Genomic DNA, 22,027 nt, shown 5'->3' with positions numbered 1-22,027 from the left:
TGAAGCGGTCCGCCAGTGCGCCGGCAATCAGCCCAAACAGGGAATAGGTGACCGCAAAGGCCATCCCGTGCAGCAATCCGAACTGCACGTCTGTCAGCCCCATATCCCGTTTGATGGGATCGACCATCAGCGAAATGATGAAACGGTCGAGAATCGACAGCCAGTACAACAGGGCCAGACAAATGGTGGCATACCAGGCAACCGAGGGCGCCGGGTAGGGGGCTTGCGTGCGAATAGCGCTCTCGGTCATACGGGCAGGTCTCAAATATTATTCGAATAGGATTCGGAACGTTACTGGGGCAACCCAAAGAAATCAATATTAAACATCGCTGTTGAGTATTATAGTATGGGGGGAGCCGTCTGGCATGCCGATATCCTAGCTGAATGTCGACATGCCTTGTCGTTGCTCCCGTTGGCAGCTCCTCCCAAGCTAGACCGGGGCGCCGTAACTACAATAATTACAGAGGTTCACCATGTTTTCCTGCCGTTTGCCCGTGTTTGCAAGCGCCCTGTGGGCAGCCGTGGCAAGCGTTGTTCCGACAGCGTTTGCCCAGGATGCGCCAGCTGCAACCATTGAAGAAGTCCTGGTCACGGCCCGCCGTACGCAGGAAAGTCAGCAAGACGTGCCGATCGCCCTGGCCGCCATGAGTGGTGATGACCTGCGGCGTGAGCAAATCAATAGCCCGACCGATCTGAACGGTAAAGTGCCATCGCTTGTGGTGGGTACCGGTAGTCAGATGCGCAACACCGAAACCCCGACGATTCGCGGGCAGGGCGCACAGTTTGGCTCAAGCCCGGGCGTGGTCATCTATCTCGCGGAAGTGGCCCTGCCATCAGATCCGGTAGCAAACTATCAGGGCGGTTCCGGTAAGTTCTTTGACTTGTCCAATATCCAGGTATTAAAAGGTAGTCAAGGTACCCTGTTTGGCCGCAATACCACCGGCGGGGCGCTGCTTCTGGAACCCAACCGCCCGGACAATGAATTCAGCCTGTCGCTGCGCGCCGGTATCAGTCGAATGGCGGGCGACAATGGCCATGATCCCAAGGGCGCCAGTTACGAAGCAGTCGTCAATCTTCCCCTGATTGACGATGTGCTGATGGCGCGTATTGGTGGGCAGGTGTTTGAGCGCGACGGCTTTACCACAGATGTGGTGACCGGCAAGGACTACGATGACAAGAATTACTGGACTGCACGTCTGGGCGTGTTGTGGCAGCCCACCGAACGCATCAGTAATTACCTGTTGGCCAATTTCTCCGATAGCGATACCAACGGCACAGCAACCGTAATCGAGCGCGTAAACCGGACGGGGCTTAATCGCGCCATACCCGGTGCGTTGGGATTAACACTGCCATCATTGCCACTGGTCGATCCGGCACAGTCTGCCAATTCCGGCTGTCTGCTGTTGAATGCCTTTGGGCCTTCAACCAATTGCGGGCAGGATATTATTGATGAGCAGGCAGCCCGAGGAAATCGCAGCGTGCAGCTCAGCGGCGACCCCAATGATCAGCTAAACAGCGACACCTTTGTCGACAACTTCAGTTTTGACCTCACCGACAGCATCACACTGCGCAATATTCTCAGCTACTCTACGCTGGTACACAGCTACCGGTGGGATCTGGACGGTTCGCGCGCAGCTTTCAATGAATTCATTAACCCGGATGGTGTCAACAATTCCGATGTGCGAACCATCACCGAAGAACTGCAGCTGCAAGGGGAGGCACTCGAGGGCGCGCTGAACTATGTCGTGGGCGCTTACTATGAGGAAACCGATGCCGACGGTCGCATCATTGCCAAGTCACTGCTGTTTGTCGATGTCGAACAAGGCTACAAACAACACAAAGAATCGTTCGCTCCGTTTGCGCAGGCAAGTTACGACCTTGGACATCTCACCACGTCGCTTGCAGGGCTGAATCTGACACTTGGCGTGCGCTACACCGACGATCTCACAGAGGGCAGTGCATTCATCAAGCAGGTCGCCAGCGGCGGCTTTACCCTGGTGGACAAATCTTTTGTTACCGAAGTGGAAACGACAGCCCTCACTTATACTGCGGGTCTTGACTACAAGTTTGAAAACCTAATGCTCTACGGCAAGGTAAGCCGTGGCTACAAAACCGGCGGACTGTCGACGATCGCCGCCAATCCTCAGCATTACACCTACGAACCGGAGTTTGTGGTGAATTATGAGATCGGCCAAAAGGCCGATTTCGCGCTCGGTGACATTCCGGTGCGGCTGAATACCGCCCTTTACTATACCGACTACACCGACATGCAGACGGCGGCACCGGATGCCTACGTTGACCCCGACAACCCCAGCCCGGTACCGCAACTTGGCCAGTCGATTTTCAATGTGGGTGAAGCCACGGTTGCAGGCCTGGAAATGGATCTGACCGTGCAGCTTTCACCCGGTCTGACCGTGGTGGCAACCTATGGCTACACCGATGCGAAGTACAACCGCTTTGATCTGGATTATTTTGGCGCCACGCCGCAATTGGACTGCAGTGGTCAGGAAAAATCTCGCGGGGACTCGCTGGAACTGACCTGCTTGCCGTTCAAAACCACGCCGGAACATCAATACAGCCTATCGCTGCGCTATCTACTGCCCGTTGCGCAGCACTGGGGCGATATCGAGGGTTCAGTTACCTATGCCTGGGTTGACGAACAGTACAGCGCACAAATTTCGCCACCCGAGGCTGAGCCCGGTGCATGGCTGCCGGATTTTGGTCTCGTCAATGCCAGTATCAGCTGCAGCCGTATTCTGGATTCTGCCTTCAGCGCGCAGATTTACGGCACCAATCTCGCCAACAAGGAATACCGCATTTCAAACAGTAACCAGTGGAATCTGACCTATTTTCAGAGTTCGATCTATTCCGAGCCACGCAATATCGGTTTGCAGCTGAGTTACGACTTTGGGCAATAACAGGGGAAGAATATGAATACCCGAGGACAAAACATACTGTTGTGGCTTACCCCAGTGGCTGGCCTGCTGTTTTTAGTAGCGTACTGGCTGTTTCCAGCGTTTGCGCCACCACTGTCGCCGACCTTGTCACCCGAGGAAGTGGCAGCATTCTTTAAAGAAAATCTCACCGCCATGCGTGGCGTGGTGATTTTTGGCAATATCATTGGCGCCCTGCTGGTGCCGCTGTTTGCCTTAATTGCGGTACAGATGCTGCGTGTCGTAAATTCCAGTCCGATTTTCGCCTACGCCTATATTATTGCCGCTGGGATTGGCATCACAGCCTTTATATTGGCGGACTTTGCGTGGGGAATTGCCCTGTTCCGCCCGGACCGCGATCCGCAACTGATCAGTCTGCTTAACGATATGGCTTGGTTCTTCCTGGTAGCACCGGTAGGTTGCGTGTTCGTGCAGAACCTTTGTCTCGCCGGCAGTATTTATCTCGACGCCCGACCTGATCCTGTGTTCCCGATCTGGGTCGCCCATTTCAATATTGTTACAGGCTTGCTGATGCTGCCGGCAGCGTTCTCGCTGCTCTACAAGACGGGGCCGCTAGCTTGGGACGGTAGCATCTCGTTCACACTGCGGTTTTCCACATTTATTGTGTACGTGGCGGTGATGTTTCTGGTGTTGCTGAAAGTGACTAAACAACAGGTAGAACAGGAAGGAGTGGCGGCATGAGCACAATCGCCACAGCAGAGCGGGAACCCGTCAGCCAGCCGACCGAGCCCTGGTACAAAAACAAAAAATTGGACCAGCTGCTCTGCTTTTGGAGCATTCCTGTGTTCTATAACCTGTTCGGGCTGGTGTTTGTGCCGTTGAGCTGGATGATGCCGCCGCGCGCGCCAGAAAGCGATCTCGCCGGCGTTGTCGAATTCATGCAGTCGCCCAATCTGCTGATTGCCAGCACCATCTTGATACTGTCGGTCGGCCTGTCAGCGGTTGGTAACGCTATGTATGCCATCCAGATGAAACGCATGTCGGTCAGCCCCGTTTTGCGCTTTGCATTTATCGCCGGTGCAATGACAGGCGCTATTGTCGGTTGCCTTTTCCCGATGTTCTGTTTCGGACTGGGCGCTTTCCGCGAAGGGTACAGTCCAGAAATACTGCAGATGCTGTATGACTTCGGCTACCTCTCGTTTATCGGTTGTCTAGGCTGTTTCTTTTTGAACTGGTCCTGTCTGGCGCTTGCCATACTGCTCGATAAAAACAATATCCTGCCGAAATGGCTGGGTTACTACACCATCTGGCAGTCAGTAACCGAGATCTTCGCAGCAACAGTGTGGATTGCCCATACCGGCCCCTTCGCCTGGAATGGGTTGCTCGCCTTCTGGTTCAATATGGTGCTGTACGTGCCTTGGCAGTTCATCGTGTATTACTGCATTTTTCAGGCGATCCGAAAACAGCCGGAGTCCGAGCTTTACAACAGCGGCCCAACACCGCGCGCTGCCTACGCCTGAGGAGACTGGTCATGACAATTTCACAGGTTGGCCAAGCGCCGCGCACACGCGCCGACTATCTGCCCGGCGATCACGGCATGTGGTTTTTTATCGTTGGCGATCTGCTGATCTTCGGCGTCTACTTCCTTTGCTACATGGTCTACCGCGGGCAGAATCTCGACGTCTTTCTTTACAGTCAGCAGTTTCTGAGCCAGGGAATCGGCGTTGCCAATACCATAGTGCTGCTAACCAGCTCACTCTTTGTTGCGCTGGCCACCGAGGCGGTGCGAGAACACAAGATTCGTGATGCTGGACGGTTACTGAGTCTTGCGATTGTTCTCGGTGCGCTGTTTCCCGTACTGAAGATGGTGGAATGGATACCCAAGATCAGCGCCGGCCATACCCCCGGAGAAAACCTGTTTTTCATGTATTACTACGTGATGACAGGACTTCACCTGCTCCATGTGCTGCTGGGCCTGTGCATTATGGCGTTTATGCTGCGCAACCTGCGACAGGTGGCCCAGCCGGATATCAAATTCATTGAGATCGGCGCGATCTACTGGCACATGGTGGATGTGCTGTGGCTGGTGCTGCTCGCTGTGTTTTATCTGATGAGGTAAGCGATGATCGCGTATCTAAAAAATCCGCTGACGACAGTCTGGGCAACACTCAGCCTGATCACAGTGGCCGCGTGGTTGATCGGCCGCAACGTCGGTACTGATCTGCAACCAAGCCACGCGGTCACGTTGTCGGTGCTTCTCATTGCCGCCGCCAAAGCCCAACTGGTCATCATGTATTTTATGGAAGTACGTTCAGCTCCTCGCTGGTTGAAGCGTGTCGCCTATGGTTGGGTCCTGGTGCTGTTTCCGCTGCTGTATCTCACAAACCAGTTGGTAAACTGACTAATGTGATTGAGCGACGACGTTGGCGGGTTGTTGGAAAAAATCCGCGGGTGATGGATGCCTGTGTTAGGCAGCCCAACGCAAGTGCTGACCGCTTAGCGTGGATGTCACGGTTTACGCCCTGCGCTAATTGCCTCATGCATGAGCGTAAATAACCAGCGCAGGCTGCGACTGGTGCGCTCGTCATCAAAGCCCCAGCGGCCGGTAAGACGTTCGAACAGCTGCGGCTGCCAGAGGATATCGAGCATTGCCGCTGCGGTTTCCTGCTCTTCCGGGCTCCAGTCAGGCGTCTCGGCAACGACGGCATTTATCAGGCCCGCGCGACGCAGGCGATCGAGGCTGTCGAAGGCAGAATCTTGGGGGGTCGTGGTTTTAGCCTGAAATGACTGCAGGTGCTGGAACAGACCCACCACTACTTCAGAAAAATCGCTAAGGCTCAACGTACTCAGGTCGATACCCGATTCTTCAACCAGCCGTTTTAACACGGCGTCGCGCAATTTGGCATCGGTGGTGAAATAGCGGCGCACGGTGCGCTCGCTGACCCCCGCCTTTTCGCCAACGGCCCGGGCCGACAAATTCTTCCAATCCCAGTCTGGCAGGGTATGTACCAAGGCGGCCCCTGCCGAGACAATATTCTCTCGGGTCTCGGCGCTCTGCTGCTCACGCAAGGGGCTGTTGTAGCTGCGCTTTTGTGTGGCCTTCTTCATTGGCATTTATTGCGCCTTTAACTTTGCATTGCCGGTGGTCCCGGGAGCAAAATTTTTTCGACTACCTGTCATTAGCCGTTAAGTCTCTGAATTCAATGACAAGAATAATAGCAGAGTCGATCAACGGGCGAGACACATTCGACGCCTTCTATTATTGCACAACACTGTCGAATAATACTAAACTACCCTCCAAGTATCAGTCGCAACGGCGACCCGGTGCCGCACTTACCCATACTGCGGCGCTTGCGAACACAGGAGATCACGCATGTCTGAAGTCTATATCGTTGACGCAGTCCGCACCCCTCGCGGCATCGGCAAACCCGGCAAGGGTGCGCTGACTCATATGCACCCTCAGCATCTTGCCGCCACGGTGATGAAGGCAATTGTGGAGCGCAACGGTATAGACAGCAAAGACATCGATGACATTATCTGGGGTACCAGTGCCCAGAAGAGCACCCAGGGCGGTGATCTTGCGCGAATGGCCGCACTCGATGCTGGCCTGGATGTTACGGTAAGCGGCGTTACTCTGGATCGCTTCTGTGGCAGTGGCATCACCTCTGCGGCACTCGCTGCCGGCCAGATCATGTCTGGTCTGGAAGACCTGATTATTGCGGGCGGTACTGAAATGATGTCGGTAATTTCCAAAGCCAGTCAGGACGAAATGGCCGCTGGCTTGCGTCCGCTAATGATGGGTAGCGGTAATGCCCGCCTGCAGGCCAAGCATCCGCAGAGCCATCAGGGCGTCTGTGCCGATGCCATCGCCTCGATGGAAGGAATCTCCCGCGAAGATCTGGACGCATTTGCACTCGAAAGCCAGAAGCGCGCCGCTATTGCCATCGCAGAAGGCCGCTTCAACAAATCTCTGGTGCCAGTGCTCGACGACGACGGCAATGTGGTATTGGACAAAGAAGAGTATCCACGCCCGAACACCACCGCCGAAGACCTTGCCAAGCTGGAACCAAGTTTCGCCAAACTCGCGCGAATGCCTATTGATGAAGAGGGCAATACCTTTGCCGGGTTCATAAACCGCCGCTATCCGGATCTCAACATTGAACACTTCCACCACGCGGGCAATTCATCCGGTGTGGTAGACGGTGCGGCGGCCCTGTTGATGGCCTCTAAAGATTATTTGAAGAAAAGCGGTCTCAAAGCCCGCGCGCGCGTTGTCGCCAGCGCAAATATCGGTGACGACCCCACGCTGATGCTCAATGCCCCGGGACCCGCCATTAAGAAAGTATTGGCTAAAGCCGGGCTCACCCTCGGTGACATAGATCTGTTTGAAATCAACGAGGCATTTGCAGTCGTGGTGGAAAAGGTTATCCGGGATCTCGGTATCGACCGCGACAAGATTAACGTTAATGGTGGCGCGATTGCCCTTGGGCACCCGATTGGGGCGACCGGTGCGGTGATGATTGGCACCCTGCTGGATGAGCTGGAACGTCGCGACCTCAAGCGCGGCCTGGTCACCATGTGCGCCGCGGGCGGTATGGCTCCTGCACTGATTGTCGAGCGCGTATAAGCCGGTCTACGTAGCGAAAATCGTGTAACTTGCGGGAAATTAGCTCTAGGGATGGCCCGAATTGTGCAGTAACCACCAGAAGTCGGTTAAAATACAAAATCAATTTGCTAAACGGGTTGGGTAGAACATTGAGCGACGCAGTAGCGACACGAAAAGCACGAAAAAGTAAGCGCGATCCGCAGCTGACGCGCGAAGCCATTCTCGAAGTAGCCGGCAAGTTGCTGGCAAAGGATGGCCCCGAGGGCTTAAGCGTTTCACAGGTTGCGCAGCTGGCCGGAGTCAACCGCGGAACGGCCTATCACCATTTCCCCACACGGGAGACGCTCATCGATGAAACCAAGGCTTGGGTCAGCCGAAAGCTGATGCGGGAAGTCTTTGGCGATGTCGACGAAAACGGTGTCGACGCCGAGGTGCAAACACGTCGCCCGCGTGAAGTTATCGAAAAACTGGCCAATTTCGCCATGGAAAACCCGGAATTCGGGCGAGTCTGGCTCTATGAGGTATTAAGTTCCAACCAGGCAGCCAGTGACCCGTTCTGGGCACGCTACCGCCAGAGCATCGACGATTTTGTTGAGTCTGACTACGCTCAGCCGGACATCGATGCCGAAGTACACGCTGTTATCTTGCTGGTGGGTGTTTTCCTATGGCCGGTGTGGGCAAACGCACATTCCAGCAGTGCCAACAGCAAGAAAAAGATGGCCCAGCGTTTTACTGATGAAATGCTTCGCCTGAGCCTGCACGGCACACTGCTCAAGGAAAAATTCCCCGAGTTGCTGGCCGAAGAGAAGGGCAAAAAGAAAAGCGGCCGCAAGTCCAAGTAATTTCCCATTGCTGGTGTCTAGCGGCTTCTCTTAATCAGCCGGGGGGCAGTAACTGCCCCCCGGTTCCGATTGACAATTGGAGTACAAGCTATGACAACCAAGCCAGCACCCATGATGCCCTGGCCCGAGGAAGACTTTTCGGTATACGGCAGCGTGGAAGAAAAACCTGTCGGTAAAATCCAGGGCTTTGTCGCCAAAGCTATGGAACGCAACTGGTCGATGATTCCCCACGTCACGCACAACGACGAAGTGGATGTCACTGATTTTGAAATCCGCCGCAAAGCATGGAACGCTGCGCATCCCGACAAAAAACGAACCTTGCTGCCTGCGCTGATGAAGTGCACCGTGGACATGCTCAAGCAGTTCCCGCAGTACAACTGTTCCCTCAGTGCCGACGGCAAAAAACTTTTCGCCAAGAGCTACTACAACATAGGGTTTGCGGTTGATGTGCCAGCGGGACTGCTAGTGCCGGTGATCCGCGATGTCGACAAGAAAAGCCTCGACGACATCAGCGCCGAAATCGTGGCACTGTCTGAGAAGGCTAAGACCAAAGGTCTGTCAATGCAGGAGATGTCCGGCGGCTGTATCACTCTGTCGTCACTTGGCCACATTGGCGGCACATCCTTCACTCCCATCATCAATGCCCCGGAAGTGGCCATCGTCGGGATCACCCGTACCCAGCAACGCTTTGTACCCGACGACAATGGCAATCCGGTACTCCGGCAAATGCTGCCATTGTCGTTGAGCTACGACCATCGCGTAATCAATGGCGCCGATGCGGCCCGCTTCCTGCGTGCCATGGCGGACTGGTTGGTCAGCTACGAGTTTTCCTGAGCCCTACGCTGATTGCGCAGCCGTTTGCAGCGACTGTGGTGCTGGGATTGGCCACGACGTTGTCCGCTTTCTTGACGAAAGTAGGGATGGATACCGTCGCCCCCCGAATGTGACGACTGTTGTTCTGGCTAGCATTTCTCAGGCGCTGGTACTCAAAAATGCCCTTGGCTTGTCAATAGGTCATGCCCCTGAACAGAAAGAAATTCCAGACCGACTGTTTGACTTGGCGGGGCGCAGCGGGTCGACGTACCCAAATGAGTAGCCAGCGCAGCTGATCCCGATCTTTACATAGAGTTTCCTTCCTCATAACAGCGCCCCTTGATCCTGATCAATGCTTTTATATAGCTAGGCCTGTATCCCTGTCACCATGACTGCCTGACATCAGGAAGACATAGCGGCACCACAGTCTGTGATCCAAATTTGTCATTTGAGGCAAAGATGCAGAACCCGGAAAACGAGTCGTTAACAACATGGCACGCGCTGGCACCCGACGCTGCTCTCAATAAACTCCAGTCATCCCCGGCGGGCCTGACCCATTCCGAAGCACAGCAACGGCGGGCCACCCATGGCGCCAACCGCCTTCCCCAGGCTGCCAAAAGAAATGTCGTCGCGCGATTCCTGCTTCACTTTCACAACGTTCTTATCTACGTTTTGCTCGTCTGCGCCGCGATTACCGCATTGCTCAGCCATTGGGTCGATACGGGGGTCATTCTCGCCGTCGTGATAGCGAATGCAATTATTGGCTTTGTTCAGGAGGGCAAGGCCGAACAAGCAATGGATGCCATTCGGCATATGTTAGCCCCTCGCGCCAATGTTATTCGGGCTGGGGAAAGAATCGCTGTCGCAGGGGAAGATTTGGTTCCCGGCGATATCGTGTTATTGGAAGCTGGCGACAAAGTTCCTGCCGACCTGCGACTCGTGAACGCACATGGCCTGGCGATACAGGAGGCCATACTGACCGGCGAATCAGCACCTGTAGAAAAAAGCACGCTGGCCGTTGAGAGCAGCCTCCCGCTGGGCGATCGCGCCGGCATGGCCTATTCCGGCACTCTCGTTACAAGTGGGCAAGGAAAAGGCGTTGTAGTCGCGATTGGTACGGGCACTGAAATCGGAAGAATAAGCGGTTTACTATCAGACGTCGAAACACTCACCACGCCACTGGTCACCCAAATGGCCGAATTCGCAAAATGGCTAACGATTATGATTCTGCTTATCGCGGGGTTGTTGCTAATCTTTGGCCATTTTGTTGCACATTATAATTTCACCGAGATGTTTATGGCTGTCGTCGGGTTGTCGGTTGCCGCGATTCCCGAAGGGCTGCCCGCTGTACTGACGATTACGCTTGCTATTGGCGTACAGGCCATGGCCAAGCGCAATGCTATTGTCAGGCGGCTGCCCGCGATTGAAACCATTGGATCCGTGTCTGTTATATGCACCGATAAAACAGGCACACTAACGCGCAACGAAATGATGGTCTCGTCCGTGGTATCGCACCAACATCTATTCACACTGGACGGGTGTGGTTATGAGCCTAAAGGCGCATTAAGACTGAACAACGTTAACGTTTCTCCCTCTGAGCATACAGTACTTGAAGAACTTGCCCGTGCAGCAGCACTTTGCAACGACGCGGCGTTGCGTCATAAAGACAATATTTGGCATGTGGAAGGCGACCCGATGGAGGGCGCATTGCTTGCGTTTAGCGGAAAAATGTATATCGATGCTAACCGTGAAATGGACGCATGGACACGTACCGACGCGATTCCCTTTGATTCAAAGCACCGGTTTATGGCCACGCTGAACCACGACCACGAAGGCCATGGCTGTATTTTCGTAAAAGGCGCGCCAGAACGCATTTTGGCCATGTGCGCCGATCAACGTGCAACCAACGGCGGCACGGAACCCCTGGACACCGATTACTGGAACTCTCGCGCAGAAACAATCGCCTCGCTTGGTCAACGACTGCTGGCTTTCGCCGTCAAATCGGTTCCGCCCGAGCACACAGTATTAGCACACACGGACGTTGAAGGGTCGCTTACGTTCCTAGGATTGGTCGGGATGATTGATCCACCACGACCAGAAGCGATAGCCGCGGTCAGCGAGTGCCATACCGCTGGCATTGATGTAAAAATGATTACTGGCGACCACTTCAAGACAGCGGCGGCTATCGGCCAACAGATCGGATTGCGCAACACCGACAAGGTTCTTACCGGGTTAGACCTCGACGGGATGGATGACGCCGCATTGCAGCAGGCAGTACGCGATTGCGATATCTTTGCGCGCACAAGTCCAGAACACAAACTGCGATTGGTCATGGCATTACAGGCTCAAAATATGACCGTAGCTATGACCGGCGACGGGGTTAACGACGCTCCCGCACTCAAGCGGGCCGACGCCGGTATAGCCATGGGTAAAAAAGGCAGCGAAGCCGCGAAGGAAGCCTCGGAACTGGTGTTGGCAGACGATAACTTTGCATCCATCGTTGCAGCCGTCAGAGAAGGCAGAACAGTCTATGACAATTTCAAAAAAGTAATCAGTTGGACTTTGCCAACAAACGCCGGCGAAGCCATGACGATTATACTGGCTTTACTGACCGGACTGACGCTCCCGGTAACTCCTATCCAAATACTTTGGATAAACCTGATTACCGCAATCACGTTAGGCATAGCGTTAGCATTCGAGCCAACCGAGAAAAACACCATGTGCCGACCACCGCGTGACCGCCGAGAACCGCTGCTAAACGGTGAACTTGTATGGCATATCATTCTAGTTTCTATTCTCTTTCTACTCGGTGTTTTTGGCATCTATCAATATGCAATTGATCGGGGATACTCCGTGGACTTGGCGCGTACAATGGCATTGAACACCCTGGTAGTCATGGAGATTTTCCATCTGTTTTTTATCCGCAACATTTATAGCACATCTCTAAATTGGAGCGCCGTGCGGGGAACAAGGGTTGTCTGGACGGTCGTATGTGCGGTCACCGTCGCGCAGTTCGCGATAACCTACTTGCCGCCACTTCAGAGTATATTTGCGACGGTCTCAATCGCGTTCTTTGATGGTTTGATCATTGTGGGTATAGGCGTAGCACTCTTTGCAATTATCGAAACTGAAAAGCAAATGCGTCTTGCGTACCGACGGATGACATCTGCGACGGAAGTAGAGGCAGCAACAGGCAACTGAAACAGGCCAAGCAGGTAACATTATGAGGCAATTCAACAGTGTGTTATGCATAGTAGACACCGAGGAAAACTCGGATGAAGCGATACTGCATTCAATAAAGATTGCGGAAGATCACCAGGCTACAATCACGTTTGTGTCCACCATGGACGCTAGTAAACTTTGGTACTCCACGGAGCACTACACCTACTTCGATCAAAGTTTACAGCACCTCGCGGAGGTCAAACGATCTGCTATCGCCAGCCGCATTTCTGAGATTTCTCCCAAGGTTAAGGCCAACATCGAGGTTCTCTCCGGCATCGGCTTCCTTGAGATCATCAGGAGCGTCGTAACCAATCAACATGACCTTGTTGTTAAATGTGCTGAAGATGTCGCGTGGCTAGAGCGTATGTTTGGTAGTGAAGACATGCAACTCATCAGAAAATGTCCATGCCCAGTTCTGATGTTAAAACCGGGCCACAACGACAGTTTTCACCGTATTCTTGCTACGGTTGATATCAATGAAGACGTCGACGAAGTCGAAGAGGTTAGAGTGCAAGCTGCACTAAACAACAAGGTACTAGAATACGGCGCAACGATGGCTATGCCCGAACTAACAGAGATGCATATCGGTGCGGCATGGGAAGCCTACGCCGAACATTTCTATCGCTATGGCGCGTTTTCTCGCATGCCGGAAGAAGAAGTAGACCGCTACGTCGAACAGATTCGTCGTGAACGCTCAGACGACCTGGACCAGCTAGTCAGAAAAATGGAGACGATGCTGGGAAAAGACGCCGTATCGTACCTCCAGCCCAGAGTGCATCTGGCTAAAGGCAAGCCATACAAAGAAATTCCAAAGATGGTTGAAAAATACGATATCGATCTGATTGTGATGGGAACCGTCGGGCGAGTAGGCATACCGGGATTGATTATTGGCAATACCGCAGAATCCATACTAGAGCAGGTTAAGTGCTCCGTGTTGGCACTCAAACCAGACGGTTTTGAGACACCGGTTCGTTAGGCCGCGTTACACTGCCTTCGCCGCCTGAAACAGTAATTCATGTAAATTGACCAACGCTTGGATATCTCGCTGGTAGCCACCGCCAATCACCGCCGACACGGGTAGCCCGGCACGATCACAGGCCTCGAATACCAACTGGTCACGAGCCAGTATGCCCTCGTTGCTAACCTCAAAATGTCCGAGATCATCATCACAGTGGATATCAACGCCGGCATCGTATATCACTGCATCAGGCTTAAACGTGTTGACCGCCATCAGTAGTGACTGTTCCACCTTTTCTAGATAGAGGTCGTCACCAGTGCCTTTGGGCAATGGCACATCAATATCAGAAACCTGCTTTCGAAAAGGGAAGTTTTTTTCCCCATGCACAGATACGGTGAAAATATCCTCATGGTCCTGAGCCAACGCTGCGGTGCCATCGCCCTGATGCACATCACAGTCGAATATCAGCACACGGTTAATTGCCGGTTTTGTGAGCAGATTGAGCGCAGACAAATACAAATCGTTAATGATGCAAAAGCCCGCGCCATAATCGTAGAAGGCGTGATGATACCCGCCGGTTAGGTTAATGGCTTTACCTCTATCTAGTGATAGAACTCCGGCCAGTATGGTGCCTGCCACTGCCGTCAAGGTGCGTTCAACAAGTTGCTCTGACCAAGGAAATCCAATTCGGCGCATTGCCTGCCGGTCAATCTCGCCATTGATAAACCGAGATACGTAGCGCGGACAGAGCGCATCTTCGATACGCCTATAATCCAGTGGCACAGGGCGCACAAACTGAGCAGGCTTTGCGCCTCGAGCAACAAGCTGGTTATAAAGCTGCTGATATTTCGCCACGGGAAAACGGTGCCGCGCGGGTAATTCAAGCTGACTGTATATGGGTGCGAAGATTAACGGAATCATAACCCTGAGCGGTCAAACTGGAGGAAAACCAAGTCTATCTGTTTTTACGGCACGTGTTCACCACGCGCCGTTTGTCACCCGTACAACGTAAAAGCCGCTGTAACCATCGGTGTACCAGATTTCCTTGCGCTCCGGAACAAAAGCGGGTTTGGACATAGCCCAGTTACTGGCCGGCGCCGGCTGCGTAATAATCCGCGGTTGAACGGGGGCATTGAAATAAGCCACTTCTCTAGGGTTGGCAGGATCGCGTATATCAAAAATCCGTAGCCCGGATAGAATCATACTGCAGGCGGCAATATCTGGATTCACGCGTGTGGGTATGTCGCAATAATGGCCCGCATAGCCCCCGGTAATATTGGAAGCTCCCGGATCATCCTTGATGGCAGCACGGTTCTCAGGCTCGTGCACTTCCAGTCGAAGATCGGACACGATCTTGGGGTTCGTCTCATCGCTAATATCGATGATGCGTCCGGCACCAACGAACTCACCATGAGATGCCACAGAGCTGTCTTCGCCGGGGTTGTTCGTGGAATATTCATCAATTTCAAGCAAATAGGGCTTACCGTCTCGGGTAAACGGGATCGCGTTCTGGGGGATACTCTGGTTTGGCCATGTAATCGATGCTATCTCGCGAACCTGGGGATTAGGCTGGCGCGACTGAATTTCAGAGACATCCAGAATAAGCACGCCTTTACCATTTCCAGATGACAGATAGGCGCGATTGCCATCGTCACTGATCGACAGGCCGTGGGACGTATAATTGCCTCTCCATATAGGAACCGGTGCAAAGGGTACGGAAAGATCGACGGCGGTGAGAGTCGGCGTGCCGGGAGAGGCTGAATAAAACGTTTTACCGTCCGGCGAGATACCGCTCTCGTGTCCAAGGAAGCCTACGGGAGCAGACGCCTGCAAAGCAGGATTCAGACAGTCAGAAGATATATCGTAAACATCTACAATGCCCGGGTAAAAGGCTGGATTACCCAGAACCGCCGCCAGAATGCCGCCTTGTTGTGCAACTACCATAGATTCATGAGGTGAATCCATCGCTGGCGTTACAAGCCGAGTGGACAGCGTCGGGTTTGTTGGATCGCTCATATCCAATACATTCACACCAACGTTTAGGTCCAGCACGTTGGAAGGGAACAGCAGAGTGCTATCGTAATACGCACACTCATTGCCCGACGAGTCCACATAGCGCTCAACCTTGAAACCGCCGACTGTGCCAATCGCATTAGGTACCGTGTATTGCCCGACTAATTGGGTATTACACGTAAAGCCAGCCGCCGCGCGACCTGTTTCGTGATCCTCGGGCGACACGCGCCCCTGCATACCACTTTCCGGTTGCGAACCCGGACCACAGCTTGCCACCCTGGTTTCTGTAGGCACGTTGACTCCAGCAGAGCCGCTGCTGGAACTGCTGGAGTTGCACGCGGTAATTGTAGTGACCAGAGCGAACAATGGCGGTATAAGCAGGTATTTCATTGGCATCCTCACAGTGTCGGTTCACTTGCGTCTTGCAGCGCTCTATCAGTGGCAACAGGTTGAACCTGATTTAGCATATGGGTGAACTGCTGAATTTCTCGCGCCTGATCCAAAACAATCTGGCGCGCCAAGCGTCGCACCGGCGGCAGCGTTGCCTCCTCGGATGCAAACCTCGCCATGGGCAGACCGCCCTCGTGATGGGCTAACATCAGGCGCAGATACTGTATATCTCGCTCGATCCCCGTTAATTCGCGCAACTGTATCAACTGTTCTGAAGTGGCCAGTCCCGGCATTCCCTCCGGCGCGTTCCCACAGTCAACCAAATACTGTAACAGCTCATCATTGTAAGGTTGTTGGCCGAGTAGCATCCAGGTCATGTCATCCAAGTCGGGTTCGAAGGGCTGCTCCCACAGCCTCAACCACCCCTGCATCTCGCCCAACTCCACCAACTGGCTACTGGCAATACGCTTTGCAAGCCCACTCAAACCCGTGGCTTGGCCATCAAGTAACAGTTGAGACATCGCGATTGCCTGGCGGTGATGCAGAGCCATAAATTGACTGAAACGAACATCGATAATATGCGGAGTCTTGGCGTCCAGCGACTGACGCACTTCAGTAAGATCTCGCCACAACAAGACGCTTGCGACAATGCTGACCGTGAGACCTAATAATGCTAGAGGAAGTGAATAACGCACCTAAATAACGGTAGTCCTGATTTCAAGAGCATGTAAATACGTAATGTGCGCAGGATATTAGCCAGTCGGCGGAGGTAATACCAGCGATTTGATCGCAATTCCAGCTACAACGGCGGCCTAACACCATATTGCGCGGTACAAGCAACACACCAGTTTTCACGCCGATCGATTGTTGATATCGGGCGTCGCTCGACTACCCATGCTAAAAGACGGAAGCACGTGTCTAGGTACTCCGTGCGTATACTGATTGTGATTATCTTACCAAGCGGAATAAGCAAAAACCCATCAAATTGCATTAGAAATGTTTTATGATATATTGCGGAAGGCCCCTGCAATTTACAACAAATATGTCGCAAACAAGGCCCGCCACAATTTCGTTATTTGCCGCGTCTGACATCTACCGGGACTACGATAGGAGATAGTCTCGAGCGTAGTAAGTGTGATGTGCTCTCGGCTAAATAAAATACACACTGAGAGAAAAAAGAATACTATGAGTGACCCTACGCGCCGCGAACGCGGCGAGGCTATGATTAAAGATGTTTATGCCGGCGACGTGGTCGTCCCAGAAGAAGGCTATGCATTCACTGACGTCATGCTGGAACAGCTTTTCGCAGAAGTCTGGACACGCGACATCCTGTCAATGCGAGACAAACGCATATTACTACTGGGCATTATTGCGGAAAAAGGCGAAAACACTACTTTCAAAATCCAGATCAAAGCCTCTCTCAAGCGAAAAGAGATGACACCGGACGAAGCCCGCGAGTTACTGATCTTTATTGCGCAGTACGCGGGCTATCCGCGCGCCGCCGCGATGCTGATACCACTGGAAGAAGCAATCAATGAAGTAACGAGTGAATTACAACAGGCGCCAGCAGAATAAGGAGCGCGGCGCCTGTCTCAAACACTTACTAGCGAAGTTTGCCTGAGGACTTCATCCAAGACAGCAAATCACTGAAGGACTTCTCACAACCCACCAGCTCCAGCTCCAGCTCGTCAATGGCAGGCGAGTCATCACAGGGCACACTGCGTGTCAGCACCTCAGCAGCTTCACGCGTGAGCATATAACTTTTCCCCGTGAGTTTTGAAAGCAGATCGATAGTGCTCCCTATGCCGCGCAACACAGATCCGGGTACGTTGATAGGCTTTATGTCTCTGCCACTTAGATTTGCAAGGAGCTGGAGAACTTCGCGATGCTCAAGAAAGTAGCCACCAAACATATAGCGCTTTGCGCCCCGGCCTTTCACCAGCGCCTTGCGAATGAGCTGGGCAAGATCACGCACATCGGTAAACCCGCGCCCCCCCTCTGTTACCAGCATTTTTCGCGTTTTCACCGCCTGCTCCAGCAACTGCGAGCCTATACCGTAAGTTGGATCGTTCGGGCCCTGAATTGAGCCAGGATAGACCGAGACAACCGGCGCTCCTTGGTCCTGCAGGGTACGGGCGATGCGCTCCGCTTCAGCCTTGGTGCCGGCATACATGGCGCGGGGCGACTTTACCGTATCGTCGCCAGTCATAATATTTCCGTCCGGTGGGAAAAGGGCTAGATAACTCGACAGGTAAATTATGGGGTCTAATTTTTGTTGGTGCGCTTGAGTCAGAATGTTCCGGGTGGCATCCACATTAATTTTCTGCAACTTTGAACGGTCTGAGAGGTCATTTGAGAAAATACCTGCGCAATGTACCAATGCATCACAACCGTCAATATACGATGCAAGCGCTGACGTATTACTGATATCTCCCTCGACAATCTCAACCAACTCAGTCGTAATATTGAACGGCTCAAGACAATGAAGCAGCTTCTCCCGACTGCGGACCAACACCCGCACCCCCATCCCGTGGCTGACGAGTTCGGCCACTGTGTGCACGCCAACCAAACCGGTGGCACCGGTAACCAGCGTTTTTACAGGTATTGTAGTTTCTGCTTCTACCATGAATATGGCGCATCCTTCGTCTGAAATCAGGCAGCGGTTGTGGCCAAGTGCCAGCCGCACGCGTCATTTTATAGTATACATATTATGCTTTATATGTATACTCACCTTATCCTCACTGCGCCTGACGATTCCCAATTACAGCGCATATAACAGAATCAAAACAACAGGAGTTTGTGTTATGGCCGACGTCAAACCCACCACTAAACCGCTTCCCGGCTACTGGTTTTCACCCAATCCCGACAAAGCGTGGGCCGAAAAATTCCTTCTTACTGTTATCCCGTTCTGGTTCGTTTACAACATGGCAATGGTACAGATGGGCTGGCTTAATACCGGCACATTCTGGAATATCATGCAGAATGTTCTGATGTGGATTCCGTATTGTGTCCTGCTACCGTGGTTTCTTCGCCGCAACAGTGGTATCCCCTGGCACCAAAGCTACTGGTTCAAATTTAATCTGTACATGTTTTGGTGGGTCGTTATCGCCACATACTTTCATACCGAATACTTTTTCGAAGTGCTTGGGTTGCGCTACCGCTTCCCAGAAGTAACTCTTTATCTAGACAGTGCGCTCGTCGGGCCTGATGAAGCAACAGCACTGGCCGGCTACCAGAAAGTACCGCCCTCTATGTATTTCAATTCCGTTGTGTTTTTCACGGTCTACCATGTTTCGGCCATTATTGTGATGCGACGCATCCGGACCCTGAGTGAGGCCTGGACTTCGGGCGCGGTTCGCACGCTGACCTGGTTTGCCATTGTCGGGCTGATCTCCCTATTCTGGGCATGGGGAGAAACCTATTTTTACTTTGTTATTGCCGACAACGACTTCTCCAACGTCTGGTATGAAGACCTAGACGCCATGCTGGTAACCGGCTCACTGTTTTATGCGCTCTATTTTGTCGTTGCCTTCCCCAACCTGTACCGCATGGACGAAGACAGCGACGGAGAGCGCTGGAGTATCGGTCGCGTATTTATCGAAGCCTCATTCGTGGGGATGATTACGCTGTTGCTGATCGACCTCGCGACGCATTTGATGGGTGGCAGCCTTTAGTTAGTCGCGATTACCCGAACGCAGACCGGCGCTGATGGTCTCTACGAGCAGGGTACGATACTTCTGCTCCCGCAGATCAATCACCGGTCGAGTCGACAGATAATTTCGCTTCACACTGAACACAACCCCCTGCAGCATATGAGCAGTATCAGCAGGCTTGATATCATCTCGTATTTCACCCGACTTGATGCCACGCCGCAAAACTTTCACTAGGGCTTTTTTTACATCGTTGAGCGTGGCTTCGGTGGCCTCCTGTCCCTGAATCAGCACCTGCTGCGCATCATCAATCATAACAGCCCGAACAAACCCGGCCTGCTCGGTATTGAGATACTTGAGCAGCCATTCCCGTATGACCTCCAGCGCAGGCGCTTTGCTAGCAGACAAGCGTCGCGAGTCTTCCTGTGCCTCTTCAAGCACTTTCCTGTTCAGCTCCAGAAGCAGCGAATCCTTCGTTGGAAAGTACTTGTATAGGGCCGCACGTGATATTCCGCTCATATCCGCTACCACAGTCATGCGGGTATCACGGTAGCCGTTCTGTAACATGCATTCAGCAGCGGCGTTCATTATCTTGTCATAGGTAGAACGTGCCGCAGGCGATGTTCCCGGTTGGACCTTTTTCAATATCCTGATTACCTTTTTATAGCTGTTGGCATGACAACATCAGGCGGCAGCCTCCGCGTCCACCCCGAAAATCGCGTTACATAGTAGGTGAAATCTACGCCCAGTGAAATCTAGCTTGCCGACCAGGTACCCAGCGATACTCACACGCACACCCAGCAGATACTAACGTAGTTCGATCTACCGCATATTAGGTAATATAAAGTTACTATTATCTAAATAGCTATTTACCACCGCAAGGGAAGCTTGGTAGGCTACACCCCATAACAACCAAAACTGCCAGTCACATCCACTACATGATGGCTCGGCGCCTATTTGCAGAACCGGTATTTTCCGCTAAGCGGGACGCCAATCAGGCCCGCAGAACCGGATTTATTAAACAACAACGTGACAAGAGACAGGAATACCCATGGACAATATCCTTGGCTACAAAGACCAGAATGTGGTTATTACGGGTGCCGCGTCCGGCATGGGCGCGGCCGCAACCGAACTGCTGATTGAAGCCGGGGCGAATGTCTATGCTCTGGACATCGGTGAAGTCAGCGCTCCGGTCACCAAGGCACTCAGGGTCAATATCATGGATAAGGCATCGATTGATGCAGCGCTGCTGGAGCTGCCCGATTCTATATACGGGCTGTTCAATTGCGCCGGGGTTCCTCATCCCCCCACACCGGCCTACGAGACGATCATGATCAATTTCGTCGGGCTGCGCTACCTGACAGAACAGCTGCTGCCACGCATAGCGCAGGGGGGAGGTATCGCATCAATTGCCTCTACCGCTGGCATGGGGTGGCGCGCCAACCTGGACACCGTGAAGTCCTTCCTGGCACTGGAATCCTTCGAAGCCGCCTCCGACTGGCTAAAAGCCGAGAACGAACTCGGCGAAGCCGACGCCTATGGCTTTTCCAAGCAATGCATTATCGTTTATACCATGCAGATGGCTGGTGAGCTGGCAAAACAACACAAGCGCATCAACTGCATCGCACCATCCCCGACACAGTCAGCCTTTATGGATAACCTCAATTCTGCCGGTGTAGGCAAGGACGTGACCAGCTTGTTCTGCCCAAGCAACGGCGACTTTGCTACCGGTACAGACATGGGGCATGCGCTGGTGGCAATCAACAGCAAACTTGCCGGCTTTATCAGCGGCTGCAATATTCCAGTTGATTACGGCTACTGCGCGGAAATCACGATGGAGCAGCGGGACAACCTGCTCGGCATTTCACTCTGATTCACTCCCCACTATCGACACAAAACGGTGATCCCTAGGTCAGATTGCCGTTTTGTTCGAGTTTTCCGTTTTACGACCGACAGGCTTTGACCTCCTCCCCTCCGCATGGCGAAGGGGATTCCCTAAACCCATTACAGGCTTAAGCCCAGGGCGGCACTAGGCCGCTACCTTTCCTCCAGCGAGACGTCCGAGTCCAGACGCGAGAATGTTCTTCGATGCGTTACCATCGCGCTGATGCGTGACTCCACACTCACAGCAAGTCCATTCTCTTATTCGCAAATCTTCCTGACCACTAGGGCCAGTGCGCTTGTTACAGTCGCTACAGGTTACGGTGGAGTGTGCTTCGTTGACTACTTCAAAAACCACGCCTGCCATAGTGCACTTGTACTCCAGCATGGTTTTGAGTTGGCCCCAGCCTGCATCCAAAACAGATTTCGCCAGTTTGGTTTTTACTAGGCCGGTGCTCGATACGTTGCCAACGAAAATAGCCGCATTTTCATTTACTAATTTGCGGCTGTATTTATGTTGTCCATCTTTTCTACAGTTTTTGATTTTTGCGTGAATTGCCCTAACGCGCTTCGTCTTTCTTGCACGTTGAGCATTGCCTAATTTTTCTTCAAGCTTCCTGTATTCGCGCCCAACAAGAACATGCCCGCTTGAGTCCGTTGCAGCTTTTTTGCAACCCAAATCGATTCCGGTTGCCGATTTTCCCTCGCTTCTTTCAAACTCAGCATCAACAACGACATTGAAATACCAGCGCCCTCGT

At 53.0% G+C, this 22,027-nt stretch carries 20 protein-coding genes and 1 pseudogene; 13 read left to right on the top strand and 8 right to left on the bottom strand.

The features are described 5' to 3' along the window. Window positions 1-250 (bottom strand): annotated as a pseudogene (locus tag ABYP39_RS08215) (MFS transporter); the annotation flags it as partial. 223 nt (window positions 251-473) lie between these two features. Here ABYP39_RS08215 and ABYP39_RS08210 point away from each other — a divergent pair. From ABYP39_RS08210 to ABYP39_RS08190, 5 genes are read left to right on the top strand one after another with little or no spacing between them, the layout of a single operon-like run. Next, complete coding sequence (locus ABYP39_RS08210; RefSeq protein WP_372781976.1) at window positions 474-2,918, top strand: TonB-dependent receptor; 2,445 nt, start codon at window positions 474-476, stop codon at window positions 2,916-2,918. Between the two features lie 12 nt (window positions 2,919-2,930). Then, entirely contained in the window at window positions 2,931-3,635 is a 705-nt protein-coding gene (locus ABYP39_RS08205; RefSeq protein ID WP_372758306.1) for a hypothetical protein, read from the top strand. Beyond that, window positions 3,632-4,414 (top strand): hypothetical protein, encoded by a 783-nt coding sequence (locus tag ABYP39_RS08200; RefSeq protein WP_372748511.1) that lies wholly within the window; start codon window positions 3,632-3,634, stop codon window positions 4,412-4,414. Before ABYP39_RS08205 ends, ABYP39_RS08200 begins: the two co-directional genes overlap by 4 nt. A gap of 11 nt (window positions 4,415-4,425) precedes the next feature. Further along, a complete protein-coding gene (locus tag ABYP39_RS08195) occupies window positions 4,426-5,013 on the top strand; it encodes a cytochrome c oxidase subunit 3 (RefSeq protein ID WP_372781974.1) in 588 nt (195 codons plus the stop codon). Window positions 5,014-5,016: 3 nt separating this feature from the next. Next, window positions 5,017-5,295 carry a cytochrome C oxidase subunit IV family protein gene (locus ABYP39_RS08190; RefSeq protein WP_372781972.1) on the top strand — a complete coding sequence of 93 codons (279 nt, stop codon included), beginning with the start codon at window positions 5,017-5,019 and terminating at the stop codon, window positions 5,293-5,295. Between the two features lie 107 nt (window positions 5,296-5,402). On the opposite strand, the gene ABYP39_RS08185 is transcribed toward ABYP39_RS08190, so the two are convergent. Then, the gene (locus ABYP39_RS08185) at window positions 5,403-6,008 is read right to left on the bottom strand and encodes a TetR/AcrR family transcriptional regulator (protein WP_372748514.1); all 606 of its coding nucleotides are present in this window, start codon (window positions 6,006-6,008) and stop codon (window positions 5,403-5,405) included. A gap of 259 nt (window positions 6,009-6,267) precedes the next feature. Between ABYP39_RS08185 and ABYP39_RS08180 the strand changes: the two genes are divergently transcribed. From ABYP39_RS08180 to ABYP39_RS08160, 5 genes are all read left to right on the top strand, one after another. Further along, window positions 6,268-7,521, top strand: coding sequence for an acetyl-CoA C-acetyltransferase (locus ABYP39_RS08180; protein WP_372781970.1), 1,254 nt, complete (start codon window positions 6,268-6,270; stop codon window positions 7,519-7,521). A 128-nt stretch (window positions 7,522-7,649) separates the two neighbouring features. Continuing rightward, the gene (locus ABYP39_RS08175) at window positions 7,650-8,342 is read left to right on the top strand and encodes a TetR/AcrR family transcriptional regulator (protein WP_372748516.1); all 693 of its coding nucleotides are present in this window, start codon (window positions 7,650-7,652) and stop codon (window positions 8,340-8,342) included. A gap of 90 nt (window positions 8,343-8,432) precedes the next feature. Continuing rightward, window positions 8,433-9,176, top strand: a complete 744-nt coding sequence (locus ABYP39_RS08170; RefSeq protein ID WP_372748517.1) for a 2-oxo acid dehydrogenase subunit E2 — start codon at window positions 8,433-8,435, stop codon at window positions 9,174-9,176. 438 nt (window positions 9,177-9,614) lie between these two features. Then, window positions 9,615-12,356: a cation-transporting P-type ATPase gene (locus tag ABYP39_RS08165; protein ID WP_372758307.1), complete on the top strand. Its 2,742-nt coding sequence runs from the start codon at window positions 9,615-9,617 to the stop codon at window positions 12,354-12,356. A gap of 22 nt (window positions 12,357-12,378) precedes the next feature. Continuing rightward, window positions 12,379-13,353, top strand: a complete 975-nt coding sequence (locus tag ABYP39_RS08160) for a universal stress protein (protein ID WP_372750331.1) — start codon at window positions 12,379-12,381, stop codon at window positions 13,351-13,353. Window positions 13,354-13,359: 6 nt separating this feature from the next. Here ABYP39_RS08160 and ABYP39_RS08155 read toward each other — a convergent pair whose 3' ends face one another. The 3 genes from ABYP39_RS08155 to ABYP39_RS08145 all read right to left on the bottom strand — a co-directional run bounded on the left by ABYP39_RS08155 (window position 13,360) and on the right by ABYP39_RS08145 (window position 16,370). Continuing rightward, entirely contained in the window at window positions 13,360-14,190 is an 831-nt protein-coding gene (locus tag ABYP39_RS08155; protein WP_372781968.1) for a histone deacetylase, read from the bottom strand. 123 nt (window positions 14,191-14,313) lie between these two features. After that, a complete protein-coding gene (locus ABYP39_RS08150; protein WP_372763770.1) occupies window positions 14,314-15,642 on the bottom strand; it encodes an LVIVD repeat-containing protein in 1,329 nt (442 codons plus the stop codon). Between the two features lie 104 nt (window positions 15,643-15,746). Beyond that, window positions 15,747-16,370, bottom strand: coding sequence for a DUF305 domain-containing protein (locus ABYP39_RS08145; RefSeq protein ID WP_372763769.1), 624 nt, complete (start codon window positions 16,368-16,370; stop codon window positions 15,747-15,749). Window positions 16,371-16,923: 553 nt separating this feature from the next. Here ABYP39_RS08145 and ABYP39_RS08140 point away from each other — a divergent pair. Beyond that, a complete protein-coding gene (locus ABYP39_RS08140; RefSeq protein WP_372759480.1) occupies window positions 16,924-17,313 on the top strand; it encodes a carboxymuconolactone decarboxylase family protein in 390 nt (129 codons plus the stop codon). Window positions 17,314-17,341: 28 nt separating this feature from the next. Here the strand turns inward: ABYP39_RS08140 and ABYP39_RS08135 are convergent, their stop codons facing one another. Next, entirely contained in the window at window positions 17,342-18,364 is a 1,023-nt protein-coding gene (locus ABYP39_RS08135) for an SDR family NAD(P)-dependent oxidoreductase (protein WP_372759481.1), read from the bottom strand. Between the two features lie 178 nt (window positions 18,365-18,542). On the opposite strand from ABYP39_RS08135, the gene ABYP39_RS08130 reads away from it, so the two are divergent. Further along, on the top strand, window positions 18,543-19,412 hold the full coding sequence (locus ABYP39_RS08130) for a hypothetical protein (protein WP_372759482.1): 870 nt from the start codon (window positions 18,543-18,545) through the stop codon (window positions 19,410-19,412). Here the strand turns inward: ABYP39_RS08130 and ABYP39_RS08125 are convergent, their stop codons facing one another. After that, the gene (locus ABYP39_RS08125; protein ID WP_372781966.1) at window positions 19,413-19,976 is read right to left on the bottom strand and encodes a TetR/AcrR family transcriptional regulator; all 564 of its coding nucleotides are present in this window, start codon (window positions 19,974-19,976) and stop codon (window positions 19,413-19,415) included. A 463-nt stretch (window positions 19,977-20,439) separates the two neighbouring features. On the opposite strand from ABYP39_RS08125, the gene ABYP39_RS08120 reads away from it, so the two are divergent. After that, complete coding sequence (locus ABYP39_RS08120; RefSeq protein ID WP_372750164.1) at window positions 20,440-21,261, top strand: SDR family oxidoreductase; 822 nt, start codon at window positions 20,440-20,442, stop codon at window positions 21,259-21,261. A 156-nt stretch (window positions 21,262-21,417) separates the two neighbouring features. Here the strand turns inward: ABYP39_RS08120 and ABYP39_RS08115 are convergent. Next, window positions 21,418-22,027, bottom strand: a 610-nt coding sequence (locus ABYP39_RS08115; RefSeq protein ID WP_372781964.1) for an RNA-guided endonuclease InsQ/TnpB family protein, incomplete at its 5' end; no start/stop codon positions are given.

Source organism: Litorivivens sp. (genome assembly GCF_041625495.1).
GTDB lineage: Bacteria > Pseudomonadota > Gammaproteobacteria > Pseudomonadales > Spongiibacteraceae > Litorivivens.
Note: the sequence above shows the minus strand (reverse complement) of the source record. Positions and strands in the feature narration are given on the sequence as shown.

Bases quoted from the DNA above. Each gene is read 5' to 3' on its own strand.
- ABYP39_RS08130 (WP_372759482.1), top strand. From the start codon at position 18,543: ATGGCCGACGTCAAACCCACCACTAAACCGCTTCCCGGCTACTGGTTT.
- ABYP39_RS08135 (WP_372759481.1), bottom strand. From the start codon at position 18,364: ATGGTAGAAGCAGAAACTACAATACCTGTAAAAACGCTGGTTACCGGT.
- ABYP39_RS08185 (WP_372748514.1), bottom strand. From the start codon at position 6,008: ATGCCAATGAAGAAGGCCACACAAAAGCGCAGCTACAACAGCCCCTTG.
- ABYP39_RS08195 (WP_372781974.1), top strand. From the start codon at position 4,426: ATGACAATTTCACAGGTTGGCCAAGCGCCGCGCACACGCGCCGACTAT.
- ABYP39_RS08125 (WP_372781966.1), bottom strand. From the start codon at position 19,976: ATGAACGCCGCTGCTGAATGCATGTTACAGAACGGCTACCGTGATACC.
- ABYP39_RS08170 (WP_372748517.1), top strand. From the start codon at position 8,433: ATGACAACCAAGCCAGCACCCATGATGCCCTGGCCCGAGGAAGACTTT.
- ABYP39_RS08165 (WP_372758307.1), top strand. From the start codon at position 9,615: ATGCAGAACCCGGAAAACGAGTCGTTAACAACATGGCACGCGCTGGCA.
- ABYP39_RS08210 (WP_372781976.1), top strand. From the start codon at position 474: ATGTTTTCCTGCCGTTTGCCCGTGTTTGCAAGCGCCCTGTGGGCAGCC.
- ABYP39_RS08180 (WP_372781970.1), top strand. From the start codon at position 6,268: ATGTCTGAAGTCTATATCGTTGACGCAGTCCGCACCCCTCGCGGCATC.
- ABYP39_RS08160 (WP_372750331.1), top strand. From the start codon at position 12,379: ATGAGGCAATTCAACAGTGTGTTATGCATAGTAGACACCGAGGAAAAC.
- ABYP39_RS08120 (WP_372750164.1), top strand. From the start codon at position 20,440: ATGGACAATATCCTTGGCTACAAAGACCAGAATGTGGTTATTACGGGT.
- ABYP39_RS08140 (WP_372759480.1), top strand. From the start codon at position 16,924: ATGAGTGACCCTACGCGCCGCGAACGCGGCGAGGCTATGATTAAAGAT.
- ABYP39_RS08190 (WP_372781972.1), top strand. From the start codon at position 5,017: ATGATCGCGTATCTAAAAAATCCGCTGACGACAGTCTGGGCAACACTC.
- ABYP39_RS08205 (WP_372758306.1), top strand. From the start codon at position 2,931: ATGAATACCCGAGGACAAAACATACTGTTGTGGCTTACCCCAGTGGCT.
- ABYP39_RS08200 (WP_372748511.1), top strand. From the start codon at position 3,632: ATGAGCACAATCGCCACAGCAGAGCGGGAACCCGTCAGCCAGCCGACC.